Raw genomic sequence first — 11,835 nt, forward strand, 5'->3', positions numbered from 1 at the left:
CCTAATTTTAAAATAGTATTTATCGATGTATTCCTATAAGTGCGTCCTCTCCCCGAGTTTGAAAAGAAGTCATCTTATATGGACGTGGTAAAAAATAAACATGCCAAAATCGTAGAACAATCTATAATTAAAATAAAGAAGAGATCTAATAATTAGAGGTCTAAGAAAAGAGGAATAATGCTATGTTTAAAAGAATTGTTCTATTTCTTGTTACAAACCTGGCTATAATCTTAGTCATTTCTTTTATACTAAGTATATTCAACGTTAGCCCATACTTGACGCAATATGGTTTAAATTATCAATCCTTGTTAATTTTTGCCGCAATTATTGGCTTCACAGGCTCATTTATCTCACTTTTTATTTCGAAATGGATGGCAATCCATGCTTTTAATGTTCAGCTTATTGAGAAGCCAACAACTGAATCAGAATTGTGGTTAATGAATGAAGTGCGATCTTTAGCTCAAAAAAGAAACATTGGAATGCCTGATGTTGGAATCTACGATAGCCCAGAGCCCAATGCTTTTGCTACCGGATGGAATAAAAACAAGGCCCTTGTAGCTGTTTCAACAGGTTTGCTCAATGCAATGAATGAAGAAGAAATACAGGGTGTTTTAGGACATGAGATTTCTCATGTTGCTAATGGAGATATGGTAACTCTTACCTTAATTCAAGGTGTGGTAAATACCTTTGTAATCTTTTTTGCCAGGATTGCTGCGTTTTTTGTAATGCAGTTTTTCAGAAGGGATAATGATGAAGGGGTACAGGGTGGTTTCGTTTATTATGGGGTAGCTCTTATCTTTGAACTACTGTTTGGAATCCTTGCTTCCATAATTGTAATGTGGTTTTCGCGTTATCGCGAATTTCGAGCAGACAGGGGGTCTGCTCAATACGTCGGTAGAGACAAAATGATAAAAGCATTACAACGTTTGCAGCAACTCATGGATAAAACACCAGAAGATGATCGTGCGCCTGCATTTAAAGCCATGAAAATATCAAGTCATGATGGCTGGTTTGCCCTTTTTTCAAGCCATCCTCCGCTTGAAAAAAGAATTGAAGCATTGCAAAAATACAGATGATTTTTTGATATTGAGTCAAACTTTATAACCATTTTTTCTTTTTGAAATAACTAAATGGCAATAATGCGGAAATAAACATCATGAGTATTGCAAGAGGATAACCTAAATACCAGCGTATCTCAGGCATATAAGTAAAATTCATCCCATAGATGCTTGCTATCAGAGTTGGTGGCAGGAAAATAACCGCTGCAACTGAGAAAATTTTAATTGTATTATTTTGCTCTATATTAATCATGCCTAGAGTGGCATCCAATAAAAAACTAAATTTAGTAGAGAGGAAGCTCGCATGTTCTCGAAGAGCGTTGATATCTTTTTGGATAATAGCGAGATGTGTCATTAATTCTTTAGGAATATCTGAGTTATTTTGCTCAAAATAAGATATTAAACGAGTGAAGGATATTAAACTTTCACTGGCTTTAGTACCAAGATCACCATTTGCACCTATGTATTGCAATATATGCTTATAGTTGGTTTCAGCTGTTGAGTGCTTATTAGCCTTGGCATGGAAAATAATTTTTGATATTTCATCAAACTTTCCACCTATGTTTTCTAGAATGTCCGCAAGTCTATCTACCGCCGCTTCTAACAAACCGATTAATAGTGCTTTTGCATTGTAATCTTTTGTCTTAGAACGTAATAGTTTTTTTGTAAATAACTTAAATGGGTGAAGTTCAATATAACGTAAGGTAATTAAGCATTTTTCAGTGAGTATAAAAGCGACTACCTCTGTTTTAACTTCAGGTAAATCGGATAGGGCAACCATTGTTGCGGTCATATATAATGTATTATTTTCAACATACAACCGACTGGATGGTTCAATTTCTTCAACTTCTTCTTTAGTAGGAATTTCAATTTCTAATTGGGCTTCTACTATTTTTTCTTCTTCTTTTGTTGGATCGAGTAAATCAATCCATAGCGCATCTTGAAGTAGATCCTTATTCTCATTATCAAGCGCTTTGGATTGTATGCGTGAGTCAGTTTGGTAATAAATAACTACCATGAGAACTTTTCCTTTTACATTTAGAGGGGAATATTATAGTAGTATTTTATCTTATCCTGTTTCATAAGAAATAAGTAGGGGCATAATTTATGATGTTGTTGATAGTCTGCTGATAAATACTGAGGCTCGTGCTCCGTATAATGTAATCACTAGGTATAGTCGATGTATTTCTTCTACAAACTCACCGGAAAGCCACATTTGGCACTCAAATCTAATTTTTCCCAAAGATTTTTATCTGGTGACTAGGACTGCAAACTCAGGATGTACTAATCCCTCCCTTAAGAGAGCTCAATTAAAAGAAATTTTTTGCTCAATGATCGCGAGCAAATGGTTCATGTCAAAGGGTTTAGGTAACAATAATTCATTAGGAAAGTGGTGCAAAATTTCATCTAAACGATTTCTCGCCGATGTAATTATGGTAGGAATCTCACGAGTTCGCGCATTCCTTTTTTGTTGATCACGGAATGTCCAACCATCCATCTCGGGCATCATTAAATCTAAAATAATTAATGATGGCAATGGCTCTTTTTCTAATAAATTTAAAGCCAATTTACCATTAGATGCTGTAATAATCGGATAACTTTCTTCTTCAAGCGCCCACACTAAAGACTTTCGAATGGATTCGTTATCTTCAATAAGCAGGATATATTTTTTATTCATTTATTATTTTCCAGGGAAGCGTGTAAAGGCAACGTAATAGTAAAAGTTGAGCCCGCTCCTATTTCACTCTCTAAATCAATTTTTCCGCCTTGAGCGGTTACAATTTGTTTGACTATGTAGAGACCTAGTCCCGTCCCACTTACTGCATCAGTGTTATTAATTCGCTCAAATTTATTAAAAATTCTTTCTTTATCTTCTGGCGCAATACCAGAACCATAATCTTTAACAACTAATTTAAAGTTTTCCGCATCTGTGGCAAAAAGTTCTACTTCAATTGGCTTTTCTTTTCCAGATTTTATTCCATTAGCTACCAAGTTAGTCACTATTTGTTCGATCCGATAAGGATCCCAATATCCAATAAGGGACATGCCTTGATAAGATACTTGGTTATAGAATCGTTCTGCGATTTTCATGATTACATCGTTTAAATCCAATTCTTGACAATTAAAAATCAATCGCCCCTGTGAAATAATGGTCACATCCAACATTGTGCCAATCAAATTTTCAAATGTTCCTAACTCTTCCAACCATGTATTGAATAATTTGCTGAGCTTACTTTCAGTCAGCTTTCCTTGCCCCATGATCTTCTGACCTAATTGGGTGGCAATTTTAAGGCCGGTTAATGGAGTTTTTAATTCATGGCTAATCATGGAAATAACTTCTTCTCTAATCAAAACAGCTCGTTTAAGCTCTTCCCCTTGCTTCTTAAGTTTTTGCTGTAGTTCTATTTGCTCAATACAATCTGCTATTTGTCTGGCAAGCAAGTCGAGTAAGTGAAGTATACGTACGTCAGGGTTAAACGGTCTTTTATAATGGGTAGTAAAAACGCCAATTATCTTACCTTCGCGATTGATTAATGGGGTAGATTGCTCAGCCATAATACCTGCTTTTAATTGTATTTCTAAATCTTTGCCTTCAAAGAAGGGGCTTTGGCAGATATCTTCAACGATGATTCTTTTCCCATACTCCAGTGTTTTTGCGCAGGAAGACTGTCTCTTGGAAACATTTTCCCAATAATCCAGCCAGTATTGCGGCAATCCGCATTGGGCGACAATTTTTAGCTCCTGAGTTGCAAGATTAATTAATTGGATGTGCCCAAAATCTGCCTCTGATATAGCAATTGCTGTGTCGATAATACCTAGGAAGATTTGTTTTATTTCAGGAGAGTCCTTTTGTAAAAAAACCATCATTTTTTTATGTCTATCCATATTTTTGATAATCACAAACTACATTGGTGAGTTTTCTGAGGTTATCAGCAAACTCACCATTGTAAATTCATTTATCTTCAATGTAATTACAAATTTTTTTATTTATATTGGATGAAGGGTAAAAATAGATTATAAATTTAAAAATAACAGTAATGCCTTTTGCACATGCATCCTGTTCTCACTTTGAGTAAAGATAATGGAGGCAGAGCTATCCGGTAAAGTCTCAGATACTTCTTTTCCTCGCTCCATAGGCATGCAATGCATAAATACAGCTCCAGGTTTCGCATGAGACATCAAGGCCTCATTCACCTGGAATCCTTGGAAGGCTTGCTCATTTTCCTTACCTTCAAAGCCCATACTGTTCCAAACGTCAGTATAAACTGCATCTGCATTTTTAACCGCTTCCTCAGGTTTAGAAAAGTTATAAATCATATCCTTTTTAATGCTTTGTGCTTGTTTGATAATCGATTCATTAGGCTGACGGGATTTGGGACAGCAGTAATTAATTGTTATTCCTAATTGAGGTGCAAGCAGTATCAAACTATGAAGAATATTATTTCCATCGCCAATATAAGCAACAGTGAGTCCGTCAAGTGAGCCGAATTGCTCCCAAAGGCTGAGTAAATCGGCAAGAATTTGGCATGGATGATGTAACGCCGAAAGACCATTAATTACGGGCACATTTGCATAAGCAGCCATTTCCAGTAATGTCTCATCAGCATGGGTTCTCAGCATAATAAAATCAGCATAACCGTTTAAAACTCTAGCCATATCCGCTGGTGTTTCCTGTTTTCGCGTATTGCCCACGCTTTCGATGGCTATTCCTCCCATACTTTGAATGGCCATAGCAAAACTTAAGCGGGTTCGAAAAGAAGGTTTTTCAAAAATCATGGCTAGGCTTTTATTGAGTAGCGATTGACTGTATAAGGAAGGTGCTCGTTTAAGTGCTTTAGCTTTTTCCAAAACATGCTTCAATTCCGCAGTAGTTAATTCAGTTCCTGTGAGGAAGTGTTTTATTTTTTTTGTAGATGATTTAGTGCTTGTTTCTGATGGCTTGGTGGCCAGTGTTTCAGCATGATGAGTTCCTGTTTCAAGATCAAATATGGCTTGTTGTAGATTAATTACAAACGTGTTGGTTGTTACTTCACTAATAGGGTCGGAATGAATACTTTTAACTAAAGAATTCTTAACTGAGGAATCGGACATTTCTAGTCTCCTTGGTAAAACAGTAAATAAAAAGCATTTGGCTTTTGTTGCCCGGAGATCGGTGAGATACCGCAGGGGTATCCATATACCTACTTAAAGACTTTGTATGCAACAAAGATAAGACCGTTCTGTTGCAAATAATGAGAAGTTTTTTAATTAATTTATTCATAATGAATCCTTTAACCAGATATCTTCCAGTTTTTGAATTTCTCCATTTGCCTTAAGCTTTTGTAATGCGTTATTAATTTTTATTGTCAATGGGGACCCTTTTTTGACAGCTAATGCGTATCCATGATCTGCTTTAGCAATTACAGAATAAGAAAGTTTTGCATCTTTTTTGCTAAAAATCTTGCCTTGAGCTCCATCCATTAAAACCACATCAACATAGCCTGCAATTAAAGCTTCAACAGCCTGATTGTTATTATCCAGTGTAGTAATTTCGATTTGTGGATAATTCTCTCTCAACCAAATTTCCATAATGCTTCCAAGCTGTACTGCTACTTTTTTTCCTTTAAGTTGGCTTGGGGTTGTGACGGGCTGATTCGAGTGATACACAGAGGCCATGCCTTCAAAATAATAGGGTTCAGAGAAATCAAAATTGACTTTTCTAGCATCAGTAACCGAGATTGTTGCTATAGCAATGTCATCTTGTCCAGAACTTATGGCAGGAAGAACCGTACTGAACTGCATGTTGTCGAAAACCGCTTGCTTTCCAAGTTCCTTAGCGATTAGTTTTGCCAAATCAATATCAAAACCTTTTATCTCTCCGTGCTTGCTATATTCAAATGGTGGATATTCTGCCGCGGTGGCGAAATGCAGAAATTTATTATCTTCTTTTTTATCGCATGAATATAATATGATAGATCCGATCAAGACCATTATTTTTAAAAAATGATTCATGTTGAATTTGTATTCGATGTTTATTCATTTAATGAATTTAAACGATCTGGTCATACCTTGTCAATGAAAATGAATATAATTTCAATTTATGATATGTATTTGAACCAGGGTGGGCTTGGGATAGGTGTGGATTTTTATTGATACTCAAGCAAAATCCAATTGTCTCCATGCTTCATATAAAATAACAGCAACAGCATTCGAAAGATTTAAACTGCGATTATTCTCACGCATAGGAATGTAGAGTGAGGTATATTCTTGTAAAATTTCTTTAGGCAATCCGTTGGACTCTGGTCCAAACAAAAACAAATCCTCAGCTGTATATTGAACTGTTGAGTAGCATTTCTTTGCTCTAGCGCTGAAAGTATAAAACTTTTTTTGATGATGCTGCTGAATGAATGTTTCCCAATTTTCATATTGAGCAATGGAAGCCCATTCGTGATAATCCAGGCCAGCGCGCCTTAATGCTTTTTCCTGTAATGAAAATCCAAGCGGGTGGATTAAATGCAATTGTGCTCCGGTATTGGCACATAAGCGTATGATGTTTCCTGTATTTGGAGGAATTTCAGGTTGATAAAGAGCAATATGAAACATAAGTTGTATGGAATAATAAAATAGTTCTAGTTTTACTTGGATTCTGAAATAGTTCAGTACGTTTTGTAATTATATCTCTAATTATAAGTTTTAAACAAAAGCTTCATAAAAAAGAAGGTGGCCATACCCAAAGTGGTGCTTTTCCCTAATTAATCGTATGGTGTCCAATCGGATGTAAGTCTGCCTCATTTTTATCTATCACTAGAGGTATCGAGTTTAGTTCATTCACGTGCGGTTGGGTAGGTAAAAACTGAATCCCCCAAAGTGCTATTGTGGCATTGCCGTCTATTAAAAACCGTCCGTCAGCGAGCAGGAGCGGTTTATTACGAACGAAAATAAGGTAGTTATCAGTAAACCAGTTAAAGATAATAAAATCGTGCAATAACGAAGGTGAGTTTTTGATATAATCAGGTAAATCTTGAGAGGAAAAATGCGGGAAACTTCTCATAAACTGACTACTTGATTTTTTAAAAAGCGGTGCAGAAGCATCAATGACATACAAGCGATCATCTGCTAATGCAACTCCCCTCCAGAGTGTTGAGCTTAAGAGCTTGGGAAACACACCAACTTTTTTTACGTTTAACTGGAGTTTGGCAAGTTCATCATGAACAGCTGACATCGCCCGATAATGTTGAGCTATATTAAATAGCATAAATGAACCTGCGAGTATTAAAGCAATAATCACGGGTTTTCTTTTGTTAAAGATAAGAGTAGAGGCTACTCCTAAACATAAAGGTACCGTGACAAATGGATCAATAATAGAAACAATATCCCAGCTTACTCTCCTATCAGAAAACGGCCAAAATAAAACGGTTCCATAAGTAGTGCAGGCATCAAGTAGCCCATGCGTCGCATAGCCTATCAAAGCAGCGAAGAAAGTGTATTTCCAATTGGTTCGAAAGCGTTTAAAAATCAGTAAAGCTAGAGTAACGATTAAAGCACCCATTGGAATAAAAATTAGAGAGTGGGTGAAGTGGCGGTGATAGAGGAAAAAGAGCATTGGGTTTTCTGAGGACCGAATGAATATATCCAAATCAGGAGCCATTGCGGCTAAGCCGCCGACAAGCCAAGCATTTTGCTTATCTTGTTTGTATAAAATTGCCTGTGAACAAGCAGCCCCTAAGACAGCATGTGTAACCGGATCCATCTTTTTATCCTCGGAAGGTACATTCTAGGTATTTTTAAATCCGTTGCCAGTAAGTGTGGTATAAATCTTGAAGGCACTTACGCCAAAAAACCATCTGTATCTATAAAATGATGATACTGTATTTTGAATAAATTATCTTTGGGGATATGGTTTTTTTTATGAATCAAATATGGTTAGGATCTGCTTTGGGTTCATACAGTGGATTTTCTCGAGTATTCCCTCCTTCGTAGAGTGGATTATCAACGACCTTAGTGATTGCATCTAAAGGGTGGAATAGATAGGATTTAGGAAACTTTTTCTCTTTTGTTTGTTGTAAATTTTTTTTAATCCGCTCTAAAAGAGAAGGGCATTTTACTGCCTTTTCACATTCGAGCTCAGGAATGTCCTCGTGCGCTTTTTGTAATCCTTCTGGATGATTTGCTAATGCTTGCATTCGTTTACTCGAATAGGCTAAATACACATTGTACTTATCGCCCTGCATGGCTTTTCTTTTCTGTATGGCAGTTTCATATTCCATTAACCATTCTTTACGAAATGTGGGAAGTTTTTTAATTATTTTCTTATTTTCTTCCGCTACGGCAAAATCGCCCTTACTTGTAGCGAATTTAATTGAATCTTCTAAAATCACCTTTAATGGCTTTATCTTATATTTAATACCTTTAAATTTAATGGAAACCTCATGATCATTTTTGACCATAGCTAAAATTACATCGTTATAAAAACTGGATTGCGAATAGCGTAGAACATGCGGTGAGGGAAAAAATAAATTTCCTTTATCTATTTCGCGATTATGTATCTTGTATAAAGGAAAACTTAAGGTATAGTCCTCTAATTGCTGTCCCTGATTCTTCAGGAGCTCTTTTAGATATAAAATTCCCAGTGTACCGCAACTCACCTCATCGACTTGGGGTTGTAAATATTGAGGTTTGAGGTACGGCGAAATAAAATCAGATATATCTGTGATAAAGATATTTTTAAGTTCATTTCTATTTATAATATTACTATTATGTAAAAACCAATGAACCGGTTTGATTATTTCGTCTTTCTTAATTTGAACAAATTCAAAGTGTGCCGGTCCAACCCGAACATTATTAGTAAAGAAATAAATAACGCATTCACCTTCTTTCAAATTGGCCTGGATTTTTTTTATTTCCTCCAGGGCTTGTTCTTTGGTTAAACACACTTTTTTCTTCCGAAGATTTAAATCTTCGAGTATTTTAGCTCTGTATTCTTCTAATTTTTTTCGACAGCCTAAATTGAAGCATATTTGATTTAATTGTTTAAGCTCTTCCGGACTTAGCTCTTTTATTCTGTCATTTTCGTCTAAAAATTTCTCCTTAATCGCATGATATAATTCTTCATAATAAGGTGAGAAATCTGTATTTTTATTATCTACTTTATTTAAGTAAAATGGTGCGGGGACTGAAGACGAAGGTCGAACCCAATAATTTCTAACTAATATGGCGTATTGTATGTTTTCGTTTTCAAATAAATCGATGTCTGTTTGAAGATCTGCGATATTTTCAGATACAATTTTTTGACCAAATTCAGTTGTACCATTAATTAAAACAACGAGATTTTCAAGCCCGTATTTATGTATGTAATGTTGAATAATTGGCTGATAGTCTTCAACTACCAATTGGTATGCAGCATGTTTTTTATCCTTAAGGAATCTATTCTTTCGTTCACTTAATCGTTTAGGGGGAGAGGTATGGAAAAAAAAAGATCGGGTTGATGGCATATATACGCTCTAGCTTCTCTTACCGCATTTTCCTTAATCTGGGTATGTAATAAATTTTCTGCTGCAATTTTATCATAAGTGCTTGTTATTGAATATAGATATAACGGTTAGTTAAAAATTAATTCTATTTTTGGGCTTATGAATGTAATAAGTAAGTGATTTACTCCTGAAGAATAATAGTCATTCCAAATAAAATACTTTATGACTGATTTTCTATGTCATTCACAGTTTTGGTACACTGGTTCTTCTTGTTTGCCTGGTTACATCATTTTCTCTATAACCATTCAGCAAAATCAATAGTGGATTTTTTTCCAATATTGTCGTAATTTTTTTCAATCCAATGACTTGCTTCTTGTCTTCCTAAATCACGCAAAGTTATTAAAAAATCCCAATCAGGAGAGTATACGGTTGAAAGTGGGAACTCACGCAAATCTTCGTCAGCACGAATGCAATGCATAAACAGTTTTTTATAATTTTTTTCGAATTCTTTTTTTAACTGACCTTTTGAAATCAAATTGCTGACAAAGCCAATAGCTCGCATTTCACGCATCAGAGAAGAATTAAAGGATACTTCTCTTAAACGCGAATCTATTTCTGCTGCAGTTATAGGAATTTCGTTACGTACAATAGGTACTGTATGAAAAATTAAGATATCTCTACAGCTTGTTTGGTAAATCAAAGGGAAAATAGCAGGATTCCCCAAATATCCTCCATCCCAATAAAACTCCCCATCAATTTCAATTGACTGAAACAATTTGGGTAAACAGGCAGAGGCTAAAAGGGTGTCTATAGATAGCTCATTATTATCAAAAATACGGATTTTACCGGTTTGGGCATTAGTGGCACAGATAAATAGTTTAATATTACTTTTAGTTTTGATTTGCTCTATATCAATTATTTTTTCCAAAACATCACGAATAGGATGGAAATTAAAAGGATTGAATTGATAGGGAGATAAAAGACTAATAATTGAGCTAAATAGAGAAAAACTAAATGGTGTTTTTGAGAAAGGTGCCATGAAATAATCAATGGGTGTTTTCGCCGTAATACCAAATAATTTTCCATAATTACTCATTGCAAGCCAAAAATCATACAATATTTCTCTTGCTCCTTCCTCTTTTCCATGAAGATAACCATAGGCAAGAGCGGCTGCATTCATACTGCCGGCACTGGTTGCAGAAATGCCCTCGATAGTAAATAACTTTGATTCAAGAAGTTTATCTAATAAACCCCAGGTAAACGCTCCATGAGCGCCTCCACCCTGCAGGGCTAGATTTATTTTCTTTTTTTTCGACATTTCAATCTCCCTATCGACATAGCAAACTTTTTACTGATGCGTGACAACCTAACTCAAATAATCCTCGGCCACAGTCCCATAAGGTAAGGTTAAATCCGTAATAAAATGCACTACCGATACAATTTTTTTAACGGGCAACGCAGCAATTGGTGCCAATGCGTGGGGGTGTAGTTCCAAACTACCAGGTCCAGTCCAAGCTCCTTTTACTGTTACATCTGTTAGATAGGTTTTTGTGAGCTGGTTAACTTGAGGAGTGCCATCAACACCAGGTATATTCTTCAAAAGGAAAGTAGGCTTTTTCATGGAGTTTAATATTGCTTTGGGATCCACTTCATGGTGCTTATACCCCATAGTCGCAGTGGCGATTCGCAAGCTACCATAATCAAGCAAGCCAATTAATACATCTTCCTCAACAAATAATTTTGGTTTTGCGAGTTTTTTTGGAAAGCCCCAGATTTCTCGACCACCAGCAATAGGTGCATGGCAATCAAGAAACATCGAGACAGTGAAACCGCCTTCTTCTCCTTTATGCCGAACCGGAATGACTTGTCCAGACTCTGTATAATCTCCAAAGCCTGTTGAATCTGGCATTCTAATGAATTCAAATTTCACATGAGGTTCAAGTAGTTCCAGCCCCGGCGGTAATATATCTTCAAGCAACTCAGGATGGGTTTCGTAAGTGATGATTAAAAACTCACGATTGATAAATCGATAGGGTCCACTAGGGTAGGTTCTTATCCATCTTGGTGCTGGCATAGCAAACTCATTTACCATTTTTGATTTTTTCATTATTTCCTTCCTTATGAAATACAAATAGATACAGTAAATATCAAATGTGCTGCGATACGAAATTTATTTTCCAGTAGTGCGACTACCAAATGATTCAATCAGTCAAACAAACTCCTAATAGAAGGACAATTCTAATAGTACATTATAGACCAAATATGTTATTTCACAGAGTTATCCTGGAGTTCATTTTATGAGGTAGAGGCTCTTGGGGCCAGGAAAA

At 35.9% G+C, this 11,835-nt stretch carries 11 protein-coding genes; 1 reads left to right on the forward strand and 10 read right to left on the reverse strand.

The features are described 5' to 3' along the window. Window positions 1–182: 182 nt before the first annotated feature. A complete protein-coding gene (htpX, locus tag Lpar_RS09690) occupies window positions 183–1,076 on the forward strand; it encodes a protease HtpX (RefSeq protein ID WP_058517754.1) in 894 nt (297 codons plus the stop codon). Window positions 1,077–1,098: 22 nt separating this feature from the next. Here htpX and Lpar_RS09695 read toward each other — a convergent pair whose 3' ends face one another. From Lpar_RS09695 to Lpar_RS09740, 10 genes are all read right to left on the reverse strand, one after another. After that, window positions 1,099–2,076 carry a magnesium transporter CorA family protein gene (locus Lpar_RS09695; protein WP_058517755.1) on the reverse strand — a complete coding sequence of 326 codons (978 nt, stop codon included), beginning with the start codon at window positions 2,074–2,076 and terminating at the stop codon, window positions 1,099–1,101. A 288-nt stretch (window positions 2,077–2,364) separates the two neighbouring features. Next, window positions 2,365–2,736: a response regulator gene (locus Lpar_RS09700; RefSeq protein WP_058517756.1), complete on the reverse strand. Its 372-nt coding sequence runs from the start codon at window positions 2,734–2,736 to the stop codon at window positions 2,365–2,367. Then, window positions 2,733–3,926, reverse strand: a complete 1,194-nt coding sequence (locus Lpar_RS09705; RefSeq protein WP_058517757.1) for a GAF domain-containing sensor histidine kinase — start codon at window positions 3,924–3,926, stop codon at window positions 2,733–2,735. The genes Lpar_RS09700 and Lpar_RS09705 overlap by 4 nt, the downstream gene beginning before the upstream one ends. Window positions 3,927–4,073: 147 nt before the next feature. Further along, window positions 4,074–5,150: an ornithine carbamoyltransferase gene (gene argF, locus Lpar_RS09710; protein ID WP_058517758.1), complete on the reverse strand. Its 1,077-nt coding sequence runs from the start codon at window positions 5,148–5,150 to the stop codon at window positions 4,074–4,076. A 165-nt stretch (window positions 5,151–5,315) separates the two neighbouring features. Then, entirely contained in the window at window positions 5,316–6,029 is a 714-nt protein-coding gene (locus tag Lpar_RS09715) for a substrate-binding periplasmic protein (protein WP_420324268.1), read from the reverse strand. Window positions 6,030–6,194: 165 nt separating this feature from the next. Continuing rightward, complete coding sequence (locus tag Lpar_RS09720) at window positions 6,195–6,641, reverse strand: tRNA (cytidine(34)-2'-O)-methyltransferase (protein WP_058517760.1); 447 nt, start codon at window positions 6,639–6,641, stop codon at window positions 6,195–6,197. Window positions 6,642–6,786: 145 nt separating this feature from the next. After that, complete coding sequence (locus Lpar_RS09725) at window positions 6,787–7,788, reverse strand: metal-dependent hydrolase (protein WP_058517761.1); 1,002 nt, start codon at window positions 7,786–7,788, stop codon at window positions 6,787–6,789. Between the two features lie 163 nt (window positions 7,789–7,951). Beyond that, complete coding sequence (locus tag Lpar_RS09730; protein WP_058517762.1) at window positions 7,952–9,529, reverse strand: hypothetical protein; 1,578 nt, start codon at window positions 9,527–9,529, stop codon at window positions 7,952–7,954. A gap of 274 nt (window positions 9,530–9,803) precedes the next feature. Next, window positions 9,804–10,826: a patatin-like phospholipase family protein gene (locus Lpar_RS09735; protein ID WP_058517763.1), complete on the reverse strand. Its 1,023-nt coding sequence runs from the start codon at window positions 10,824–10,826 to the stop codon at window positions 9,804–9,806. A 48-nt stretch (window positions 10,827–10,874) separates the two neighbouring features. Then, entirely contained in the window at window positions 10,875–11,615 is a 741-nt protein-coding gene (locus Lpar_RS09740; RefSeq protein ID WP_058517764.1) for an acetoacetate decarboxylase, read from the reverse strand. Window positions 11,616–11,835: the final 220 nt, after the last annotated feature.

Source organism: Legionella parisiensis (assembly GCF_001467945.1).
GTDB lineage: Bacteria > Pseudomonadota > Gammaproteobacteria > Legionellales > Legionellaceae > Legionella > Legionella parisiensis.

Bases quoted from the DNA above. Each gene is read 5' to 3' on its own strand.
- htpX (WP_058517754.1), top strand. From the start codon at position 183: ATGTTTAAAAGAATTGTTCTATTTCTTGTTACAAACCTGGCTATAATC.
- Lpar_RS09695 (WP_058517755.1), bottom strand. From the start codon at position 2,076: ATGGTAGTTATTTATTACCAAACTGACTCACGCATACAATCCAAAGCG.
- Lpar_RS09700 (WP_058517756.1), bottom strand. From the start codon at position 2,736: ATGAATAAAAAATATATCCTGCTTATTGAAGATAACGAATCCATTCGA.
- Lpar_RS09705 (WP_058517757.1), bottom strand. From the start codon at position 3,926: ATGATGGTTTTTTTACAAAAGGACTCTCCTGAAATAAAACAAATCTTC.
- argF (WP_058517758.1), bottom strand. From the start codon at position 5,150: ATGTCCGATTCCTCAGTTAAGAATTCTTTAGTTAAAAGTATTCATTCC.
- Lpar_RS09715 (WP_420324268.1), bottom strand. From the start codon at position 6,029: ATGGTCTTGATCGGATCTATCATATTATATTCATGCGATAAAAAAGAA.
- Lpar_RS09720 (WP_058517760.1), bottom strand. From the start codon at position 6,641: ATGTTTCATATTGCTCTTTATCAACCTGAAATTCCTCCAAATACAGGA.
- Lpar_RS09725 (WP_058517761.1), bottom strand. From the start codon at position 7,788: ATGGATCCGGTTACACATGCTGTCTTAGGGGCTGCTTGTTCACAGGCA.
- Lpar_RS09730 (WP_058517762.1), bottom strand. From the start codon at position 9,529: ATGCCATCAACCCGATCTTTTTTTTTCCATACCTCTCCCCCTAAACGA.
- Lpar_RS09735 (WP_058517763.1), bottom strand. From the start codon at position 10,826: ATGTCGAAAAAAAAGAAAATAAATCTAGCCCTGCAGGGTGGAGGCGCT.
- Lpar_RS09740 (WP_058517764.1), bottom strand. From the start codon at position 11,615: ATGAAAAAATCAAAAATGGTAAATGAGTTTGCTATGCCAGCACCAAGA.